The organism is Streptomyces sp. 891-h, from assembly GCF_022760275.1.
Classification (GTDB): domain Bacteria; phylum Actinomycetota; class Actinomycetes; order Streptomycetales; family Streptomycetaceae; genus Streptomyces; species Streptomyces spirodelae.
This window is the reverse complement of the sequence record NZ_CP050693.1, coordinates 787,019-807,722: the sequence shown is the minus strand read 5'-3', so window position 1 is coordinate 807,722 and position 20,704 is coordinate 787,019. Positions and strand designations below refer to the sequence as shown.

The window sequence follows — 20,704 nt, the reverse complement described above, 5'->3', positions numbered from 1 at the left end:
CGTCACGGGGCGGAAGCCACAGGGGCCTGTTCGGTCGTGATCAACAGTGGGGTGGGGCGGGAGCACGGGGCGGTCAGATACGCGCACTTGAGGCAGCTGTGGCGTTCCGGTCGCTTGCGGGTGTTCCGTCCCACTGCCACTCGGTGCGTCGTGGCCGGCCGGGCAGCGGGATTCGTCCCGTACACCACAGCAGGGTGTCGAACGGGCTGTGGCCCGTCGGGGCATCGGGGAAGAGCCGGGCGAGTGCGGCGCCGACCGGGCCGTCGGGCGGGGACCAGGGACACTCGAGAGCGTGCGCGATGTCGTAGGTGTGGAGGAGCAGTTCCGTGATCCCCATGGCGGCGAACCCGGCGGCGTCGGAGTGGCCCCAGGGATGCCAGGCGCGCACATGGGGCGCTGTATCGCGGACGGTGGAGGTGAGAAGGGATGCGGCGATACGAATTCCTTCCAAGCAGGCGGGGACCGGAGCCGCGGGATCGAGTGAGGCGAAGAGAGTGATGTAGCGGTCCCGGGGCTGGGCGATGAGCAGGCCGGCATAGCCGGTCAGGCCGAGGGCGAGGTGGTCGAGTGTCTCCCGGCAGGTCCAGTTGAGGCCGTGCGCTGGGCGTGACCAGTCCCGGTCGGTGGCGGTGAGGAGGGTCGACAGGCTGCTCTCGGCGGCGGCCGACAACAGCTCCGGCCACGGCGCGGGGGCGGCTGGGGCCTTCGGTTCGGGGAGGGGATCAGAGGTGGCCTGCGGCGTTGTTGTCACTGGTCGTTCCCCGACTTCCGCAGGACCTCGATCACACCGGCGAAGCTGTCCGAGCCGTGCCCCGCGGCCTTGGCCCGCTCCATGGTGGACTTCAGCAGTTCGGGCAGCGCGTTGTCGACGCCCCGGGCCTCCGCTGCGTGGAGAAGGTGTTCGATGGCCGCGATCTGCACGTCGATGGTCGCGTCGTCGCCCGGGTAGCGTCCGGCGTCCACCTGCGGCGCATAGGTGGTGAGGAAACCGGCCACGGCGGTGAGCCAGCGGATCGCTATCGGGGTGAACGCCGTGGCAGGCGTCTTCTCCGCGCCGACCAGCGCGGTGCCGTGCAGCCAGCCGGTCATGGTGGACCACATCAGGCCGAGCAGTGCGGCGTCGTAGAGGGAGGCCATGCCGGGGTCGTCGGACAGGTGCAGCGGATCGCCCAGGGCCGCCAGGGTGGGGCGGTGGGCTTCGAAGACAGCGTGCGGACCGCTGTAGAGGAACATCATCTCGGGGCTGCCGACGCCGGGCGGGGTGGTCATGATCGCGCCGTCGAGGTAGCCGGCGCCATGGGAACCGGCCCACCCGGCCATCTCTCGGGCCTGCTCCGGCGAGCCGGAGGTGAGGTTGACCAGGACCTTGCCGGCGAGGGACTCGGCGACGGGTTCGAGGACGGAACGCAGGACGTCGTAGTCCAGTACGCAGGTGAGGATGAGCGGACTCGCCGTGATCGCCTCTCGGGGCGTCGCGGCCGGGTGGGCTCCCCGGTCGGCCAGCGGCCGGGCCTTTTCCGCCGTGCGGTTCCACACGGTTGTCGGGTGGCCGCGGTCCAGCAGCGCGGAGGCCAGCTCCGAGCCCATCGAGCCCAGTCCGATGACCGTGACGGCCTGGTGGTCAGCGTTCACAACTCACAACTCCTCGTCCATTCCGCAGACAGCGGTTGATCACTCACCTGCCACGCTCGCAGCGCGCGGCGGCCGAGGACAGTGACACGGATGACGGCCACCACCAAATTCCTGCCATACCCTGTGCGGCATGAGCGCTCACACCGTGGCCGTGGTCGTGACCGAGGAGATCAGGCTCGCTTCCTGGGATCTGTACGAACTGAGCATCCCCTGCACCGTCTTCGGGCAGCCGCAGTCCGACCTGGCCGACCCCTGGTACGACCTGAGGGTGTGCGGCACGGGAACGGGCGAGCGCTCCAGGGCCGGCGTCACCGGTACCGGGCTCGCGCTGCGGACCGACTACGGCCTCGACGACCTGGTCGGAGCCGACACGGTCATCGTGCCCTCGGTGCCCGACGCCTGCGTCGAGGAGGGCAGGCCGCTGCCGGAGGCACTGGTCCTGGCGCTGCGCCGGGCCTACGAAGCAGGCGCCCGGATGGTCTCCCTGTGCACCGGCGCTTTCGCGCTCGCCGAGGCCGGGCTGCTCGACGGGCGACGCGCCACGGCTCACTGGCTGCACACCGCCCAACTCGCCGAGCGCTACCCGAAGGTGCAGGTCGACGACTCGGTGCTGTACGTGGACGACGGCGACGTGCTCACCAGCGCGGGCCTGACCGCCGGACTCGACCTCTGCCTCCATCTGGTGCGCCGCGACCACGGCGCCCATGTGGCGAACCGGCTGGCCCGCCGCATGGTGGTGCCCGCCCACCGGCCCGGAGGCCAGGCGCAGTTCATCGACCTGTCGGTGCCCGAGACCGACGACGACGCTCTGGCCCCCGTACTGGACTGGGCCCGCTCCCACCTGGACCAGCCGATCACCGTAGGGGACCTGGCGCGGCGGGCTGCGATGAGCACCCGCACGTTCTACCGGCGGCTCCAGGAGGCCACGGGGTCGACACCGTTGCAGTGGCTGCTCGCCCAGCGCCTCGGGCGAGCCCAGGACCTCCTGGAGTCGACCAACCTCCCCGTCGAGAAGATCGGCGAACTCAGCGGCCTGGGCACGGCGAACAACCTCCGCCACCACTTCCTCAGCCACATCGGGGTGTCACCGAGCGAGTACCGGCGAGCCTTTCCGCAGACGGTTCCCGGTGCCGGGTCCGACTTGGAGCCACAACTCCGCACCGCCTGATGACGCGAAGTTCCTGGAATGCTGCCGCTACCTGCGCACGCCGTGGCCGGACGACGCAGCCCCTCGTGATCTCTCATTCGGTCACTCCTCGGCTGGGCCACATGATCTCCGCCCTCGTGCGGCAAAGGCGTGCGGCAAGGCAGGTGAAGCGCAGGATCGGGCGCCGTGGCGGCCTCACGGTTCCCGGGTCGGTTGTTGCGTCGGTCGCGAACACGAGCGGGGCGGACGTGCTCATCCGGCGAGGTTCGCAGCGCGCGCCGCGAATGTGGCTGCGCGCGCGACTACGCACGCTCGGGTGGGTCCGGGCGCTTCGGCGATGTCCGCGAGCCTCGACCCGCGGTGGCCGGCCGCATATGTCACGCTGGATACAACACCACTTCTGTGGAAAAGGAAGCCGATCATGCGAGCTCAACTCGGCGACCAACTCATCATCGAAAGCCCGACGACCGGCGTCCCCAGGCGCGACGGGGAGATCGTCGGACTCCACCACGAGGACGGAACGCCTCCGTACGACGTGCGCTGGTCGGACACGGGCGGTGTGACGCTCGTGTTCCCCGGCCCCGACGCCCATGTCCACCACCTCGAACACGGACGGTCCACGACCAGCCACGAACGGTCTCCGCAGGGGTACAGGTAACCCCAAGGCAGTCGCCCTGCCGGGGCCCGGACACTGTCCGGTCGCGACGCGGCCACGCGGCTTCGGCTGTCCAGAGGCCGAACCACGCCGAAGCGAAGCGTTCCGCCGTACGGCGCCACGGCTCATACTGAAAGCGCCGGACGACGCGCGACCCATGACCTGCGGAGGCGGAGCACGTCATGAGCGGCGGTTACGGCAGGGCCGTTCATCGGCCGGCCTCCTCGGCTTCGTCCGCTCCGGGTGCCTCCTCCTGCTGCCTCAGCTCACTCTCGGCGGTGGCGACATTCTCCTTTACGAGAAGGAAGCTGTCAGGGGCGACTGAGACCGAGTCGATGCCGGCGCGGACCAGGAGGCGAGCGAAGTCGGGGTCGTCGCTGGGACGCTGCCCGCACAGCCCGACTTTGCGGAATTCGCGGTGCGCATCGGTGATCAGCGCCTGGATGCTCTGAGTGACAGCCGGATCGCGTTCGTTGAACAACTGCGAGAGCTGCTCGGAGTCCCGGTCGACGCCGAGGGTGAGCTGGGTGAGGTCGTTGCTGCCGATGGAGAAGCCGTCGAAGCGGTCGGCGAACTGCTCGGCGAGAACGACGTTCGAGGGGATCTCCGCCATCACGTAGCATTCCAGGTCGTTGCTGCCGCGGGTCAGGCCGTGGTCGGCCATGGCGGCGAGGACGCGGTCGGCCTCCTGAAGGGTGCGGCAGAACGGGATCATGACGGTGGTGTTGGTCAGTCCCATGGTGTCTCGCACTCTTCGGATGGCGCGGCATTCGAGGCCGAAACCGGCGCGGTAGCCCTCGCTGTAGTAGCGGCTGGCTCCTCGCCAGCCGAGCATGGGGTTCTCTTCCGGCGGTTCGAAGGCCGAGCCACCGATGAGTTTGGCGTACTCATTGGTCTTGAAGTCGCTCATCCGGACGATGACCGGCTTGGGCCACCAGGCCGCTGCGATGCGGGCGATGCCGTACGCCAGGCGGTCGACGAAGAACTCCGTCTTGTCGTCGTAGCCGAAGGTGAGTTCGGCGATACGCCGCAGGGCCGTCTCGTCGGCGAGGTCGTTGTAGTGGACCAGGGCCATGGGATGGATCTGGATGTGGTTGTTGACGATGAACTCCATCCGGGCCAGGCCGACTCCGTCCGCCGGCAGCCGCCACCACCGGAAGGCCGCGGAGGGATTGGCGATGTTGAGCATGACACCGGTGGCGGTGTCGGGGACCCCGGCCAGGTCGATGTCGTGCTCGTCGTAGTCGAGGGTGCCCGCGTAGACGTGGCCCTCCTCGCCCTCGGCGCAAGAGACGGTGACCTCCTGGCCGTCGCCGAGTGCACCGGTGCCGTTCCCAGTGCCCACGATGGCGGCCACGCCCAGCTCGCGGCTCACGATGGCGGCGTGCGAGGTACGGCCACCGTGATCGGTGACGATGGCGGCAGCCCGCTTCATGATCGGTTCCCAGTCCGGATCGGTCGATCCAGTGACCAGAACCGCGCCGTCCTCGAACCGGCCGATCTCCTCGGCACTGCGCAGCTTGCATACCTTTCCGGCAGCGATGGCGTCGCCGATGGCCAAGCCGTCGACCAACCTGTGGCCGCGTTCGGTCAGTCGGTAGGAGCGCAGGGTGGCGGCCTGCTTGCGGGCCTGGACGGTCTCCGGCCGGGCCTGGACGATGTGCAGCTCGCCGCTGAGGCCGTCCTTCGCCCATTCGATGTCCATCGGCCGGCCGTAGTGTTCCTCGATCGCGACGCCCCACCGGGCCAGCTGCAGGATCTCGCCATCGTCGAGGACGTACGCCGCCCGCTGCTGCTCAGTGGTGTCCACGGTGATTGTGGGAGCCCTCCCCGCCCCCTCGCTGTAGACGATCCGGCTCAGCTTTGCGCCGGTTGCCTTGGAGATCACCGGGTTGAGGTCTGCCCGATCGAGCAGGGGTTTGAAGACCTGGTACTCGTCAGGGTCCACAGCGCCCGAGACCACGGACTCGCCCAGCCCCCAGGACGCGTTGATCAGCACGACGCGGGGGAAGCCGCTGTCCGTGTCGAGGGTGAACATCACCCCGGCGCTCGCTTTGTCGGAACGGACCATCTGCTGCACACCGATGGACAGTGCTACTTTCAGGTGGTCGAAACCGTGCTGCTCGCGGTAGCTGATCGCCCGGTCGGTGAACAGCGAGGCGTAGCAGCGCCTGCAGGCGTCCAGCAGCGCTTCCTCTCCGCATACGCCCAGGTAGCTCTCCTGCTGCCCCGCGAAGCTGGCCTCGGGAAGGTCCTCGGCGGTGGCGCTGGAGCGCACCGCCACATCCGGGTCCGTGCGCTGGAGCGTGTCGCCGAGGGAGCGGTACGCGTCGCGGATGGCGTCGGCCACATGCGGTGGGATTTCGGTGCCGAGGAACGCGCGCCGGATCTCCTCGCCCACCGTCGCCAGCTCGGCCCCCCGGTGCAGAGCCTGGATTTCCCGCTGAATACGGGGGTACAGGTCGCCGGCCTCCAGAAACTCCCGGTAGGCGTGTGCGGTGGTGGCGAATCCGCCCGGGACCCGGACACCCTGCGAGGACAGGTTCCGGATCATCTCCCCGAGAGAGGCGTTCTTGCCGCCGACCACGGCCACATCGCCGTGTGAGAGATCCTCGAACCGTCTCACCCAGGGCCCGTCGGTGTTCCGGTCAGGCATGGCACCCTCCAGTATCGCCAGGGACCGCCGGGCCAGGTGGCGGAGGCTGTTCCGGGTAGCTGATGGCGAACCATCACACCAGTTGCGTCTCGGATCCGGCATCCGCCGCGCCGTCGTGCTCCGCGAAGCGCTCGGTCGATCCCGGCCGCGTTCTCGCCGTGCCTGGAGGGGTACGGCTCGCGCCGGGGGAGGAGAGCCGTGAAGAGCAGATGGTGCTCCCGTTGTCCGATCTCGGCCCGTTCGTGCTGGTCGATCATCCGCGGGCCGGTGCCCCGTTGCCGTGGGCGTCCGCTGCGGTGGCCGCCGACCGGGTGAGGGGGCACGCTGGAGAGGGGGAGGGGAGCAGCTCCTTCGGAGACCACCCCCACCGGACGGTCCCGGTATGGCCACGGGGGTCCCCCTCACCTGAGCTGCCAACCGGTCAGCGCAACGCGGAGATCACGGATCATTCATGGGCAGGGAAACGACGACGGACCTCTACGAAGTCACGATGGCTCTGTCGTATCTGCGCGAGGGTATGACGCAGCCCGCGACCTTCGATCTGTTCGTCCGCGACCTTCCGCCCGAGCGGGGGTTCCTGGTCGCGGCCGGTGTCGAGCATGTCGTCGACTACCTGACCGACTACCGACTCGGCAGCGAGCAGATCCAGGACTTCGCCTCGGTGCTGCACCGCCCTCCCGAGGACCTGGAGCCGCTCCTCGGTATCACGTTCGACGGCGATGTCAGGGCCGTACCGGAAGGGCGAGTCGTACTCGGCGGCGAGCCGGTGCTGGAGGTGACGGCACCCCTACCGGTGGCCCAGTTGGTGGAGAGCTACGTGCTCAACCAGGTCAGCCACCAGACCGCACTCGCCTCCAAGGCAGCGCGATGCGTCCTCGCTGCGGAGGGGCAGCCCGTTGTGGACTTCTCCCTGCGGCGGACCCACGGCATCGAGGCAGCTGACCATGCCGCGCGTGCGGGAGCGATCGCGGGCTTCTCCGCAACCAGCAACGTGGCCGCGGCTGTCGAGCTGGGGCTACCGGCTGTGGGCACCATGGCTCACTCCTACATCGAGGCGTTCGGACCGGAGGAAGCCGCCTTCAGGGCGTTCGCCGAAGCACACCCCGGCCCGGTGACTCTCCTGGTCGACACCTACCAGACGGAACAGGGCGTCCGCACCGCTGCACGGCTGCTGCGCTCGCTGGACCGGGCATCAGGATCAGCTATCCGTCTGGACAGCGGCAACTTGGCGGAGGAGGCCCGTCGAGCCCGTCGCATCCTGGATGCCTACGGACTCCCGGAGGTGCGCATCGTCGTCAGCGGCGGTCTGGACGAGTACGCCATCGACGCCCTGGTGCGGGCCGGGGCGCCCGTCGACGTCTATGCGGTGGGCACCCGGGTGGGCGTCGCCGCCGACGCCCCCTACCTGGACACCGCCTACAAGCTGGTCGCGTACGACACCCGCCCGGTGATGAAACTGTCCACCGGAAAGGTGACCGCGCCCGGTCCCAAGCAGGTGTTCCGGCGAAACGGCTACGAGGACGTCGTCGCACTCGCCGAGGAGGCAGCGCCCGCGGGCAGCTGCCCGCTGCTGCACCCGGTGGTCCGAGAAGGCACCCGGATCGCCCCGGCACCTGACCTTCAGCACATCCGTGATCGGTGTGCCGCGGACATTGCCGCGCTGCCCGGGGAAGCACGCCGCATCACAGACCCGACACCACTGCACTCCTCGACCTCCCCCCGCCTGCGGGCTCTCACCGACCGTGTGCGGCGGCACATACGCGCAACCTACCTGCCCCACACCTCCATTTAGGCCGTCTGGGCGCTGCCGGACCGTACGGCGTTCGATCGTGACCTGCGGGTAGCGCCAAGCCCGGTCGGCGTGAACCTGGAACATACCTCCCTCCCCGTTCCGTTCTGGGCTTCGCTTTCGAGACGGCGGCAGACCGCCACACGTCCTATCTGCTGCCGACGTGCGACTCGGGTCGGTAGACGCACAGCGCCCAGATGATGAACGCGTACAGCGCAATCAGGACGATCGACCAGAACGGGTAGTAGGGCAGGGCGAGGAAGCTGGTGATCAGTAGGAGTCCGGCGATGACGACTCCGGCGATGCGCGCCCATAGTCTGCCCTTGACGAGGCTCAGGCCGACCGGAATCGCGAGCACGCCGAGGATCAGGTGAATCCAGCCCCAGCCCTCCACGTCGAACCTGAAAACATAGTTCGGCGTACTCACGAAAATGTTGTCCTTCGCGATGGCCATGATCCCTCGGAGCGCGTCGAGCACGCCCGCCAGGACGAGCATGACTCCACCGAAAGTGACCACACCTCCTGCCAGTGAATTGGTTCCTCGGTTGCTCATCGTGGACTGCGTCATGGAGTGCCTCCTCGAACCGGAGCCGCTGGCTCATGCCAGATCAGGACAATGAAGAGCGCGTACGCCAGGATGTTCACCAGCCAATTCAGCGCCGTCAGGGCAACCGAGGTGCATTCGATGGCGCGGCCGACCGAGCCTTTGTCGTCGGAACTGCCGGGACCGACATGATCTGGGGCCCTGCCATCATCGTGATGGCCCGGGGGAAGGATCTTCAGACCGTCCATGATGGGGCCGCCGATGCGAAGGCCGCTCGCGCTGACCGAAAGAACCGTCCCCGACGGGTGTCGGTGCGAGGCGGCTGTTGTCCGTGTGTCGGTACTGATGACTCCAGTCGACCCGCATTCGCTGCTCGGCGCTTCCAGACGTAGGCCGAACGGGTGACGGCTTCCCGGCGGCCCCTACCTGTTGTCCGGATGCGACTGCACAGCGTGAAGACAGGAGGTGTATGCGGCAGGAGCTTCCTCCTCTCCGACGCCGGCCAACCGCATCCGGCGTCGACCACCGGTAACCCCCTCACAAGGGTCATCCGGGAGCCTGGCGGTCCTTCGGGCGCCCGGGAGTACCCGGACCCTGGATGTCGCGCTCGGCGATGTTCAGCAGTTGCTGTGCGAGGTCGTGCATGGCTCTGCCCGCCGCCAGTTCGTCGCCGATCTCCGGCACGTCCGTATCCGCAGGGTTGCAGTGCGCGGATCCGCGGCCGGTGAGCGCTGTGGTGCCGGTGTCCAGCACCACGTGTGCCTTCGTCGCTCCCTTGTCGTCCTCGAAGAGGTCGAGATGGAGGTTCCATTCCTTCGTGTGTGCCATGGCTCTCTCCTGACGTGCCTGGTTACGGTGCTACCTGGGCTGGGAACGTGTTGTTCCGAGACCGTGAGGCGGCTGCCGGCCCCCGCGGGAGGGGTGAGCTGGATGCGTACGGCAAGTCCAGTGCCGGTAACCACATGAGGCGGCCGGAAGTCCGGCGGACACCTGCTATCCCGTCGTCCGTCCTTCCGACCCACATGCGCCGCGGAGTGGATTGGAGTATTTCTCGATTCAGAGGTTTATCGACATTTTCAGCTTCCTATGCGACGGAGGACGTCGCCATGCGAGATTGTTGGTCCGTTTGTCATGACTGAGCGTCGCGCCAGCGGGGAGCCGGCGTGGCAGGTGCCGCGCGCGGAGGTGTCCGAGACCCATACCGCGATCGTGTTCTTCGCCGGTGACAGCGCCTACAAGCTCAAGAAACCGGTGGACCTCGGATTCCTGGACTACACAACGGTGTCGGCTCGCCGCACCGCCTGCGAGCGCGAAGTAGCGCTCAACCGCCGCTTCGCACCCGACGTCTATCCGGGGCTCGGCGAGATCCGCAGGCCCGACACCGAGGAGCCCGAACCGCTCGTGGTGATGCGCCGTATGCCGGCCGACCGCAGGCTCTCCCGGCTGGTGCGAGAGGGGGTCGCTGTCGATGACGTCCTTCGGGCCGTGGCCCGGCAGCTCGCCGCCTGGCACACGAAGGCGCCCCGCGGCCGGGAGGTGGACGAGCAGGGTACGCGGGATGCGCTGTCGGCGCGCTGGGAGGCCGGCTTCGCGCAGGTTCGCCCGATGGCGGCAGACGGTGCCGGGCCGGAGGACGTGGAGGAGGTCGAGTGGCTGGTACGCCGCTATCTGGCCGGCCGCAAAGGGCTCTTCGACTCCCGTATCGAGCAGGGGCGGGTGGTCGACGGCCACGGCGATCTGCTCGCCGAGGACATCTTCTGCCTGGACGACGGCCCTCGCATCCTGGACTGCCTGGAGTTCGACGACCACCTGCGCTATGTCGACGGCCTCGACGATGCCGCTTTCCTCGCCATGGACCTGGAACAGCTCGGCGCCCCGGAGGCCGCTGCGTTCTTCCTGGCCCGGTACAGCGAGTACTCCGGCGACCCCGCGCCCTCTTCCCTGCGGCATCACTATGTCGCCTACCGTGCGTTCGTCCGCGCCAAGGTCTCCCTGATCCAGGCCCGCCAGGGTGCGCCGGGCGCGGAGTCGGCGGCACGACTGCTGGTCTCGGCAGCGCTGCGTCACCTGCGCACCTCTGCCGTCGGATTGACTCTTGTGGGCGGGCTGCCGGGAAGCGGGAAGTCCACTCTCGCCGGCGCTCTGGCGGACCGGCTGGGGGTCACGTTGCTCAGCAGCGACCGCCTCCGCAAGGAGCTGGCCGGCATCCCCGCGGAGCAGTCCGCCGCCGCCGAGTACGGCGAGGGCCTCTACACACCGGAGTGGACAGCCAGGACCTACACCACCCTGCTGGAGCGCGCAGCCGCCCTGCTGTCCTCCGGTGAGTCCGTCGTCCTGGACGCCACCTGGACGGATGCAGGGGAACGGGAAGCGGCAACGCGGGTGGCCGAACGTGCCGACGCCGACCTGGTGGCCCTGCACTGCCATGTGCCCGACGACGTGTCGGCGGCCCGCCTGAGCGCGCGCACACCGGGAGTATCCGACGCCGACCTCGACATCGCCCGGGCCATGGCGGCCAGGGAGGCGCCGTGGCCGGAAGCGGTCGCGGTCGATACGAGCGGCCCGTTGGAGTCCGCGGTCGCGCAGGCACTGGCAGCCGTACGCCCGTGGAGCACCGGCCAGGCCCCGGTCTTCCGCCGCCCCTATATGGAACCGGACTGAGGCAGCCGGGCTCCGCCCGGCGTCCTGAGCACAGGCTCACTCTCGGCGGCCTTGCCGGTCGGGCGCCGCCGGGGACGTCACACTGAGCACCGTGCCCGCACCGTCTCCACCGTCCTGGTTGCAACCACCCCCTGAACGGTGTCCGTCCAGGGGGTCGGCTCACCTGCGGTCCCGCAGCGGCGAGCAGGTGGGCGCCACTGTCTCCTCCCGGCTTCCCGCCCTTGGGTGAAGGCAGAGCGGTCTCGGTCCGGGAGCGGCATCAGCCGGTGGGGATGGTCAGCCGGCGTTGCGGTAGGTCTTTCCGCCGGCGTTCGCGGTGGTGCCGTCGTAGAGGCCGGTCGGACTGGTCCTGGTCGAGAGGGCGAACCACGCGTAGCGCTGCACGAAGTCCAGGCTCTCCAGCATTTTCGTCGAGGATTTGATGAAGGCGGTCTGCTCCTTCTGGTTCGGATAGCGGGGTTGGTCCCTGGTGAAGTCGATGAGGGCGTACTCGGACAGCCAGACCGGCTTGTTGTACCGGTCGTGGACGCGCTGCAGATAATCGGCCAGATGTCCGGTGGCGGCGGGGCCGAAGTCGGAGCCGTACCAGTGGACCGGAATGAAGTCGACGCGCAGGCCGCGCTTCTCGGCGCCCTTCATGAAGCGGTCCAGCCAACTGCCCGGCTTGTCGGCGTCGCCGGCGACCGCCGGGGCACCCAGGCGCAGCCCGGTCTTCTCCAGCCGAGGCCACAGATCCAGTGCCCGCTCGGGTGTCATGTTCGCCTGCGAGGGCAGGTCGGGCTCGTTGAAGGTCAGCAGCCGCTTGCCTTCCCTGGCGGCCTGGCTCAGCTCGGTCTCGGTGACCGAGCCGGGCCCCCAGATCGTCGGGACGAACTCGACCCCCTTCGGTTTGTCGACCCCGCTCGAGGAGGCCCAGTTGTGGTACCAGGACGCGCCGGAGTCCTTCAGCGCCTGGGCGGTGCCGTCGACGGGGTTGAGAGCGACGCCCCTACGGTGTGCGGACGCGGGGTCGGTGTGAGAGCCGGGCTCGTCGTCTCCGGGCTTCGGCTCGTGACCCGGGCCGGAGCCGGGGTCGGGGGCGGGCTTCTCGGACGTGCCGTTGCCGTGGAAAGTCACGGTCAGACCGTTGCACTTGCCGCACTGGCGCACGACCTGGTTGCCCTGCTCGGCGTCGTGCTTGGACCATGAGTACGCCGAGGGGCACTGTGTCGTGAGCGCTTCGCTGTAGGCGGTCTTCGCATCCCGGTTCGGGTTGACGCACACCAGCGGCTTGCCTGTGCCCTCGTCCTTGGTCAGGTTCTCGGGCGGGCAGTGGGACAGCAGATCGGTGGGGCAGCCCACCGAGGCGCACTCCCCGCCGTTCTCGGGAGGGTCCACTCCATTCGGGGTGATGGTGATCGGCGTCGAGACCGCGTTGACGTAGCTGACGTTGTACCAAGGCGCCGACGAATCCTTGGTGTCGAAGTTGAACTCGGCGAGGCTGACCGGTTGTTCGCCGGTGGTGCAGCGGTCGGCGTACGGTCCGCAGTCGCCCACCTCGCAGTGGAACGTACTGCCCTCCTCTCCTGTGCAGCCCTGACGGGGAAAGAACTTGCCCCGCCAGTGCCCCGCCTCGCCACGCTCGGGGATGGTGACGGTGGCGGACTTTCCCGGGTCCAGCACGGGCAGGTCGGTGAGCGGGGCCGAGCCGTCGGCGTTGACGGTGGCCCCCACCCAGATCCGGTTCTCGGTCTCGTTCCGCAGGGTGACGGTGTGCTCGGAGCCACCGGCGGCTGCCGCCCCGGCGATGCGGTCCCCGCGGTTGTCGGCGGACCCGTTCAGCTCCGCCGAGGTCACGGCCGCCACGGTGGCGACGACCAGCACGAGAGCGAACAGAAATGGTCGAAATGATCTGAAGGATTCGAGTCGTCTCACACGCACAGAACACGCCTCTCGGGTCGGTATCGTCTGCGCACGCACGACGTACGCGCACAGCGGACGGTTCACCGGCGACGGCTGTTGAGGCCTCTGGCCCACCGTCTTGCGGCCGTTGCCTCGATCCGGGGCGCTACTGCGGCGCTCCGGCGTTCAGCGCTGCCTCGAGTCGCGCCTGGCGTTCCAGGACGGTGGCGAACGCGGTGCCGCCGTCGCCGGGGATCTGATTGCGCATGCGGACCATGGCGACCCCGGCCGCCGCCGCCGTTGCCAGGTCGGGGATCCGGAGCCACAGTTCCTGGGCGCGGTCGGCCACCGCCTCGGCCTGCTCGGCAGCCCCCCGATAGTGCCAGCGCTCGGCGACGTCGCGGTACATGCGCACGCCGCTGACCGGGTCCCCGGCCAGGGCGGTGAGGCGGGCCCGGGTTTCGCGGACGCGCAGCGCTTCGGGGTGCGCGAGGCCCAGCGCGTCCGCCGCGTACTCGTCGAGCTGTGCGGCGAGTGCGAGGGCCTGGTCCATGCGGCCTGCCGCGGCGTGGGCTTCGAGCCGGGACACGGCCTCGCTGAGAGCGTCCGGTGTGCCCGGAGCCGGAGCCGGAGCCGGAGCCGGAGTCGGAGCCCGGGGCGGTGTGGGTGCCGGTACGGGAGTCGGCTCAGGGCGGGGCGCCGGGCCGCCCGCAGTATCCGGTTGCGGGGAAGGAGCCGGCGCATGCCGCTTCCTCGGCGCCTTCGCGGGCTGGGCCCCGTCGGAGAGCTCGCCGACCGCTCCGTCCGGCGAGATGACCAGGTGCCATACGGTGCCGTCCGGTTCGGTCGCCTCGGCCCGCACGGGCCGGCCGAGGCCGTCCGCCGCGGCGGCGACGGCGTCGATGGCCGAGGCGCGACTCGAGTGCTCGGACGCGGGCAGGAGCGGGCCGGAGACGGTCACTCGGCCGCTGTCCTGGACGACGAACGCGTACGTCGGCCAGGCAGGCACCTCGGCGGGCTCGTACATGGTGGGCATGAGATTCCCTGATTCCCTTCTGCTGAGGTTCCGGGCGCTACCGCACGCTGACGTCTGCGACCCGCCATGGCTTTCCGGCCGCTGCCCGGACCAGGTGCACGAAGGCCACGGTGGTGGTCGGCTGCTGCTTCCACCCGTCGCGGCCGTGCGGGGCGGTGGTGATGGTCCACTGCCGCCAGGCCACGGTGTCGGTGTCGCCCGGCTTCGACGCGTCCTCGGTCTTCGCCAACTCGACCGTGGTGTAGGCGCGGTGCTGTGACCACGTCTCCCACTGCGCGCCGGGTGCCGAGCCGGAGCGGTGGTCGCGGAGCCGACGTGCGTACGTCTCGGTCAGCCAGCCCGCGTCCGCGGTACGCACACCGGCGTCCCGCGGGCCGCGGTCGACATCGGTGTCGTACGTCCACATCGCGGTGAGCGCTCCCTTGCCGACCGCGTCCGGGTCCTTCTGGTCGACATCCTCGGGCTTGGGTACGCCCCCCTTCGGGGGTTCCGCGGGTTCGGAGGCTTCGCCGGTCGCGGACGGGGACGCGTCCGGAGAGGGGCCGGTGCCCGCCGAGGCGCCGGGGGCGGGGGACTGCCGCGTGGCGCCGGGGTGCGCGCGCTCCTTGCCGCCGCTGCCGCCCTGGTCGTCGCCGCCGACGGCACCGCATCCCGGGAGTGCGAGTGCGAGCGCGAGCGCGAGCACGGTTGCGGCCGTACGGCGCACGCTGGGGGCTGTCATCCGAACCGCCTCACCTTCTGGGGCCTGCTTGCGTAGTAGTCGTCGTCGAGCTCGCTGATCTTCACCACGTCACCGGTCTTCGGTGCGTGGATGAACTGCCCGCCTCCGATGTAGATGCCGATGTGGTCGTAGCTGCCGTGCAGGTCGAAACCGATCACGTCGCCCGGCCGCATCTCGTCGCGCGCCACCGACCGGCCCTCGGTGACCTGGACCTGGGAGGTGCGGGGCAGGAGTTTCCTGCCGCTGCTCGCGTGGTAGACGGCGGCCTGCACCAGACTGGAACAGTCGAATCCGACGGTGCCCGCGCCCTGTGCGAACCCCCTCCCCGGGCCTTCCGGACCGCCGCCGCCCCATGCGTACGGGGTGCCGAGCCACTTCTTGGCGTAGGCCACCACCCGGTCGCCGAACGGGCCACCCTCCTCACCCGTCATGTCCGACGAGTAGCCGGTCATCGACGTGATGATCTTGGCTACGTAGTTCTGTGTCTCCGGATAGGGCGGCAGACCGCCGAATTCCTCGATGGTGCCGGGGCCCGCGTTGTAGGCGGCGAGGAGCAGTCGCGTCGGGTCGCCCTCCAGCCGCAGCGCCTTGACCTTGTCCGCGAGCCAGCAGTCGTAGCGGGCCTGGGCCATGATGGCGTCGCCCGGCGTGAACGGGTCAGCGGTGCCGTCCGGTTCGGCGCTGCCGTCCCGGCCCGCCGCGTCCACTCCCCAGGTCTTCCAGGTGCCGGGGAGGAACTGGCTCAGCCCCTCGGCTCCGGCGGAGCTGAGCGCCTTCGGGTTCCAGCCCGACTCGGCGTCGATCTGTGCGGCGATCAGCGGAGCGCTGACCTCTTCGCACTCCTTGCCGGCCCGCTCGACCCACCGTACGTACTCCGCCGGGACGCGGTCGGCGTCGAGCGCCGTCACGAATCCCGTGGGAGCGCCGTTCTCCTCCTCGCCCGCTGCCGCCACGACGGACAGGCCGACCAGCAGGGTGAGCAGCCCGGCGAGCGCACAGCTCGCCAACCTCACCGCGGTCGTGGTCATCAGCCCCCCTCTCTTGAACCAGTTCGATGAAAAGTCCGTATGTGGACCGGCAGCCGATATTCAGCGTGTGGGTCTGCTTGACAACGTATGAGCGGAAATGCGGCGTTCTTTGCGCCGACGAAGGGAGAGGCCATGGCCGGGGAAGTGCCGGTTTCCAACCCTTGGCTGTCTCCGGCCCGCCCTTCGGAGGGCAACAACGGGGAGCCGCGACGATCGGTTCAGGACGTGCTGACAGCGCCGACAGGGCCTACGGCACCCCAGGGAGCCGGAGTTCCGGTACCCGACCGTGTGCTGCCGGTCACCGCGCCGCAGCCGGTCACCGGCCCCGGCTGGTGGTGGCTGGGCGTCCACGGGGGCGCCGGGGTCACCACACTGGGGCAGGCCGTGCCGGGCGGCCGGGACGCGGGCCGGGCCTGGCCCGCGGCCGAGCAGCCGCAGCCGGTGGTGCTCGTCGCGCGTTCCGACGCGGGGGGCCTCCAGGCGGTGCAGAGCGCCGCCCGGCAGTGGGCCTCGCAACTGGTCACCGGGGTGGAGTTGCTCGGCCTGGTCGTCGTCGCCGACGCCCCCGGCCGCCGCCCCCGTGTCCTGCGGGATCTGCTGTCCCTCGTCTCGGGCACAGTGCCCCGGCTGTGGGAGATCCCGTGGGTCGAGCAGTGGCGCCTCGGTGAACCGCCTTCGGCGCACGTCCCCAAGGAGTGCGCGCCACTCGCCCGCGACCTGACCCGACTCACCCGACCCGCGTAAGGGGAAACCGCATGTCCAGTCTGTTGGCAACCGCCTCGGTTGCCGCACAGGATTTCGCGCACCTCGCCGCCGACCCGGCGCCGTCCGGGCCGCCCGACGTCGGCGGTGGAGCGGCGCCACCGGGAGCCGACGGCCTGCTGACGGTGCTCAAGTGGGTGGCCTGGACCGTCACGGCGCTGTGCGTCGCGGGCATCTTCGGCGTCGCAGCCCGGATGGCTCTCGACCACTCCAAGGGCGGCGGCCGCGAGCACGCCAAGGGACTCGGCTACGTGCTGGGGGCGTGCCTGCTCGTGGGTTCCGCCTCCGGCCTGGTCGGCGCGCTGGTCTGACTCCACCTCGACCAGCAGCGCCGGCGGGTGGCGCAGACGAGGCGGATCACAGGATGGGAAGGGACATGGCAGAGTCCGACAACCGTACGGGCACCGGCGAGCCGCGCAGTCCATGGCTGCGGACGGGGTTCGTCTTCGCGATGGCGTTCGTCGGCTTCGTGGCCGTCATCGGAGTGGCGGTGCTGGTCTCCTCCGGCTCCGCGGACTCCTCCGACCGGGGCGGTGGCCCCGGCAGCGCCTCCGAGCCGGCGAGGAGTGAGAAGGCACGCGCCCGCACCGGGGACGGCGAGACGGACAGCGACACCTCGTCAGGGGGCGGAAAATCGTCGCACGGCGGATCCTCCTGCCCCGAGTTGGACGAGCGGCAGGACGACGTGCTCACCGCAGCCCCCGAGGGCGTGGCATGGAAGCTGTTCCACGCCGTCGCCCTCCCCGCGTCGAAGGCGGCGGGCCCCGCTGTCGTGGACGGGGAAGTGGCGCGTTGCTACGCGCACACCCCCCTCGGCGCCCTGCTGGCGACCAGCCAGATCAGCGTGCGGTATCTGGCCGCCGACGACTGGCGGAGAGTGACCCGTGCGCAGACCGTCGGCGCGGGCCGCCAGTCCTACATCGAGGCGCGGACGGAGTCGGAGAAGACGGCCGACCCGCAGGCCGACGAGGCCCAGGACCGCGCCGCGCAGGGGCAGATCGCCGGGTTCAAGTTCGTCACGTACACCAGCGGCGCGGCGGTGATCCAGACCGTGTGGCGGTTCCCGGACGGCAAGATGCAGGCCGCCACCACGACCGCGCTGTGGCGGGACGGGGACTGGCGGCTGGAGTATCCGGCCGACCCCGCGGCGCCCACTCCCGTCGATTCCCTCGCCGGATTCGTCAAGTGGGGCGGTGTGTGATGGCGGGCTGCGATTTCGGCTGGGTGAGCCCCACCGTCGGGGGATACTGCGTGGGGGAGGGCAAGGGCACGAGCCCGCAGGACCTCGGCGACAGCGCGTTCGACAACATCGTGGACAGTGCCGCGGAGGCGGCGGCCTCCACGGTCAAGGCGCTCGGCAGCGCGTGGACGCAGGTCGAGAGCCCTGTGCTGAGTTCCGACAGCGGTCCGGTGGCGTTCCTGCGCGGCTCCACCCTCTGGTTCACCACCTTCACCGCCGTCCTGTGTCTGATCATCGCGGCCGGGCACATCGCCTGGCAGCGCCGTGGCGAACCCGGCAGGCAGGCCGTGCAGGGGCTGCTCAATCTGGTGCTCGTCTCCTCGGCCGGGGTGGCGGCCGTCAATCTGCTGACCGTGGCGGGCGACCGGTTCAGTGTCTGGATCATCGACAGGTCCACCGGCTGCCGGCAGATCAGCCCGGACGGGGAGCCGGTCCAGCAGTGCGTGAAGGAGTTCGACGACCGCGTCTCGGCGATGCTCGCCCTGGGGGGCGGTGATTCCTCCTTCCTGGTGCTGATCATGTCCCTGCTGGTGATCGGCGGCAGCCTGGTGCAGATCGCGCTGATGATCGTCCGGGTGGCCATGCTGGTGATCCTCACCGGTACGCTCCCGCTGTCCGCCGCCGCCAGCTCCACGCCCGCCGGCCGGGCCTGGTTCCGCAAGTCCGTGGGCTGGCTGATCGCATTCGTCCTCTACAAGCCGACCGCGGCGATCGTGTACGCGGCCGCCTTCTCGATGACGGGGACGGGGCCGGGCCAGGGCGGAGAGGGCAACGAGATCATCTCCATGGTCTCCGGTGTCGTCCTGCTGGTGCTGGCCTGCTTCACCCTTCCCGCGCTGCTGCGGCTGGCGGCCCCGGCCGTGCAGGCGACGGCCTCGGGCCTCGGCCGTGGCACCAAGTCCGGTCCCGGCGGCGGCCGGACCGTGGCCACCGGGGCGCAGGCCGTGCCGCAGTTGCGGGGGCCCGCCGCCGGCCGCTCGGTGTCAGGAGCGGCCCTGAGCCGGGAGCGGGCGGAAGCCACCGGCGCGCACAACAGGCCCCGCAGTGCCGCGGGCGGCCGCCCTCCCGCGGGGGGCGCAGCCCTCCACGGCGGGACGTCGGGGTCCGAACACGCCCCCGCCGACGGACGACGGGCGGGCGCGGGGCAACCACCCCCGACGGCCTCGCGGACCCGGTCCGACGAGCCGCCACCGTCCGCGGTCTCCGCGGGCCCGGCCGATGCCGACCCCGCGGACCCGGCACCTCCCGCCGATCCCGCCCGTGCGGCCGCCCCGGCCCGTCCCGCCGACCCCGCCGACTCCGCCGACTCCGCCGAGGAGCTGATCTCCTCCGCGCTGTCGACGACTGACCCGCACCGCTACGACGACCAGCGAGGAAAATCCCGTGGCAGCGACTGAAGCACACAGCCCGCGCACCTACGGCAACTTCCGCAAGCCGCGCGCCTCAGGACTGCGGGGCCTGTCCCTGGGGGCGACCCTGCTGCTGTTCGGCGGCCTGATCGCCGTCGTCCTCAGCACGCTGATCTCCCTCTGGGCCGCGCTGGCACTGGCCGTGCTCCTGGCGGTGGTCATGGCCCCGCTGGCGCTGCGTGACCGGCACGGCCGAACGATGATGCAGCGCGGTGCCGCCCGCCTGGCCTGGTGGCGCACCACGTCCTCGGGGGGCAATCTCTACCGGTCGGGCCCGTTGGGCCGGGCCGGAGGCGGTACGTGCCGCCTGCCGGGGCTGGCCTCGCAGTCCTCACTCAGCGAGGCGCAGGACGGCTACGGCCGCCCGTTCGCCATGATCACTGTTCCGGCGACCAACCACCACACGGTCGTCGTCTCCTGCGATGCCGACGGTGCGGCGCTGGTCGACGAGCGGCAGGTCGACAACTGGGTGGCCCACTGGGGCCAGTGGCTGTCGGCGCTGGGCACCGAACCGGGGCTCGTCGCCGCGAGCGTCACGGTGGAGACGGCGCCCGATTCCGGCGTGCGTCTCCAGCAGGAGATCGGCGCCAACTCCGCCGAAGACGCCCCGGAGTTGGCACGGACGATGCTCCGGGACGTGGTCGCCGCCTATCCCAGCGGCTCGGCGCAGATCAGCACTCGGATCGCGCTGACCTACTCGGGCGCGGCCCGCCCCGGTGCGCCCCGCCGCAACGTCGAGGAGATGGCGGTGCACATCGGCACCCGGCTGCCGGGCCTGACCGCCGGGCTGTCCGCCACCGGCGCGGGAACAGCCGTACCGATGACCGCGACCGAGCTCGCCGAGGCCGTGCGGGTGGCCTACGACCCGACCGTCGCCCAGTTGGTTGAGGAGGCCCGCGCCGCCGGTGGTACCGGACTGACCTGGGACGAGGCCGGACCCACCGCGGCCCAGGAGGCGTGGGACCACTACCGGCACGACGGGGTGCACAGCATCACCTGGGCCATGACGGAGGCCCCGCAGGGCGAGGTGTTCTCCAACGTGCTGACCGGCCTGGTGCAGCCCAACCGCGACATCGCCCGCAAGCGCGTCACCCTGCTCTACCGCCCGCACAGCCGCGCCGAAGGCGCCCGCGTCGTCCAACAGGACTACAAGAACGCCCTGTTCACCGCCCAGCAGTCGCCCCTCGGCCGGGCGAGCGACGACGCGGAGGTGGTCGCGGCCAGGAAGGCGACCGAGGAACAGGCCCAGGGGCACGGGGTGATCCAGTTCGGTCTGCTGATCACTGCCACCGTCGACTCGGCCGAGGAACTGCCCAGGGCGACCGCCGCCGTGGACAACCTGGCGCCCGCGGCCCGGATCGCGGTCCGGCCCGTCTACGGCTCGCAGGCCGCGGCGTTCGCCGCTGCGCTGCCGCTGGGCCTGGTGCTGCCTTTGCACACCGCCCTGCCGCAGACGGTACGGGACGCGATGTAGGTGTACCGCGCCCCGCCAGGGGCGCGGGGAACTGCGCGACAAGCCACAACGTACCCGCAGCCCGTGGAC

At 70.3% G+C, this 20,704-nt stretch carries 17 protein-coding genes and 1 pseudogene; 9 read left to right on the top strand and 9 right to left on the bottom strand.

Annotated features, from left to right (window positions below; translation table 11 throughout):
* Nucleotides 1-73: 73 nt before the first annotated feature.
* Both HC362_RS03585 and HC362_RS03580 read right to left on the bottom strand, forming a co-directional pair.
* Entirely contained in the window at nt 74-751 is a 678-nt protein-coding gene (locus HC362_RS03585) for a maleylpyruvate isomerase N-terminal domain-containing protein (protein ID WP_243082308.1), read from the bottom strand.
* Nucleotides 748-1,632, bottom strand: a complete 885-nt coding sequence (locus HC362_RS03580) for an NAD(P)-dependent oxidoreductase (RefSeq protein ID WP_243082307.1) — start codon at nt 1,630-1,632, stop codon at nt 748-750. Before HC362_RS03580 ends, HC362_RS03585 begins: the two co-directional genes overlap by 4 nt.
* A 130-nt stretch (nt 1,633-1,762) precedes the next feature.
* On the opposite strand from HC362_RS03580, the gene HC362_RS03575 reads away from it, so the two are divergent.
* Both HC362_RS03575 and HC362_RS03570 read left to right on the top strand, forming a co-directional pair.
* On the top strand, nt 1,763-2,800 hold the full coding sequence (locus HC362_RS03575; protein ID WP_243082306.1) for a helix-turn-helix domain-containing protein: 1,038 nt from the start codon (nt 1,763-1,765) through the stop codon (nt 2,798-2,800).
* A 400-nt stretch (nt 2,801-3,200) separates the two neighbouring features.
* Nucleotides 3,201-3,386: pseudogene (locus HC362_RS03570) on the top strand (DUF1918 domain-containing protein); the annotation flags it as partial.
* Nucleotides 3,387-3,642: 256 nt separating this feature from the next.
* Here the strand turns inward: HC362_RS03570 and ppsA are convergent.
* On the bottom strand, nt 3,643-6,090 hold the full coding sequence (gene ppsA / locus HC362_RS03565) for a phosphoenolpyruvate synthase (protein WP_243082305.1): 2,448 nt from the start codon (nt 6,088-6,090) through the stop codon (nt 3,643-3,645).
* A 451-nt stretch (nt 6,091-6,541) separates the two neighbouring features.
* Here ppsA and HC362_RS03560 point away from each other — a divergent pair, with 451 nt between their 5' ends.
* The gene (locus HC362_RS03560; protein ID WP_243082304.1) at nt 6,542-7,882 is read left to right on the top strand and encodes a nicotinate phosphoribosyltransferase; all 1,341 of its coding nucleotides are present in this window, start codon (nt 6,542-6,544) and stop codon (nt 7,880-7,882) included.
* A 145-nt stretch (nt 7,883-8,027) separates the two neighbouring features.
* On the opposite strand, the gene HC362_RS03555 is transcribed toward HC362_RS03560, so the two are convergent.
* Nucleotides 8,028-8,432, bottom strand: coding sequence for a hypothetical protein (locus HC362_RS03555; RefSeq protein WP_243082303.1), 405 nt, complete (start codon nt 8,430-8,432; stop codon nt 8,028-8,030).
* 537 nt (nt 8,433-8,969) lie between these two features.
* Nucleotides 8,970-9,251, bottom strand: a complete 282-nt coding sequence (locus HC362_RS03550; RefSeq protein ID WP_243082302.1) for a DUF1876 domain-containing protein — start codon at nt 9,249-9,251, stop codon at nt 8,970-8,972.
* A gap of 303 nt (nt 9,252-9,554) precedes the next feature.
* Here HC362_RS03550 and HC362_RS03545 point away from each other — a divergent pair, with 303 nt between their 5' ends.
* Nucleotides 9,555-11,084, top strand: coding sequence for a bifunctional aminoglycoside phosphotransferase/ATP-binding protein (locus tag HC362_RS03545; RefSeq protein WP_243082301.1), 1,530 nt, complete (start codon nt 9,555-9,557; stop codon nt 11,082-11,084).
* 276 nt (nt 11,085-11,360) lie between these two features.
* Here HC362_RS03545 and HC362_RS03540 read toward each other — a convergent pair whose 3' ends face one another.
* The 4 genes from HC362_RS03540 to HC362_RS03525 form a co-directional block, all read right to left on the bottom strand.
* Nucleotides 11,361-12,947, bottom strand: a complete 1,587-nt coding sequence (locus tag HC362_RS03540; RefSeq protein ID WP_243082300.1) for a glycosyl hydrolase — start codon at nt 12,945-12,947, stop codon at nt 11,361-11,363.
* A gap of 184 nt (nt 12,948-13,131) precedes the next feature.
* Complete coding sequence (locus tag HC362_RS03535; protein ID WP_243082299.1) at nt 13,132-14,001, bottom strand: hypothetical protein; 870 nt, start codon at nt 13,999-14,001, stop codon at nt 13,132-13,134.
* A gap of 37 nt (nt 14,002-14,038) precedes the next feature.
* A complete protein-coding gene (locus HC362_RS03530) occupies nt 14,039-14,722 on the bottom strand; it encodes a hypothetical protein (protein ID WP_243082298.1) in 684 nt (227 codons plus the stop codon).
* Nucleotides 14,719-15,750: a bifunctional lytic transglycosylase/C40 family peptidase gene (locus tag HC362_RS03525; protein WP_243082297.1), complete on the bottom strand. Its 1,032-nt coding sequence runs from the start codon at nt 15,748-15,750 to the stop codon at nt 14,719-14,721. The genes HC362_RS03530 and HC362_RS03525 overlap by 4 nt, the downstream gene beginning before the upstream one ends.
* 288 nt (nt 15,751-16,038) lie before the next feature.
* Between HC362_RS03525 and HC362_RS03520 the strand changes: the two genes are divergently transcribed.
* From HC362_RS03520 to HC362_RS03500, 5 genes are all read left to right on the top strand, one after another.
* A complete protein-coding gene (locus HC362_RS03520; protein ID WP_243082296.1) occupies nt 16,039-16,494 on the top strand; it encodes a DUF6668 family protein in 456 nt (151 codons plus the stop codon).
* Nucleotides 16,495-16,505: 11 nt separating this feature from the next.
* On the top strand, nt 16,506-16,823 hold the full coding sequence (locus HC362_RS03515; protein ID WP_243082295.1) for a hypothetical protein: 318 nt from the start codon (nt 16,506-16,508) through the stop codon (nt 16,821-16,823).
* Between the two features lie 65 nt (nt 16,824-16,888).
* Entirely contained in the window at nt 16,889-17,713 is an 825-nt protein-coding gene (locus tag HC362_RS03510; RefSeq protein ID WP_243082294.1) for a hypothetical protein, read from the top strand.
* Between the two features lie 50 nt (nt 17,714-17,763).
* Nucleotides 17,764-19,149: a hypothetical protein gene (locus HC362_RS03505; protein WP_243082293.1), complete on the top strand. Its 1,386-nt coding sequence runs from the start codon at nt 17,764-17,766 to the stop codon at nt 19,147-19,149.
* Complete coding sequence (locus HC362_RS03500; protein WP_243082292.1) at nt 19,136-20,635, top strand: SCO6880 family protein; 1,500 nt, start codon at nt 19,136-19,138, stop codon at nt 20,633-20,635. Before HC362_RS03505 ends, HC362_RS03500 begins: the two co-directional genes overlap by 14 nt.
* Nucleotides 20,636-20,704 lie beyond the last annotated feature (69 nt).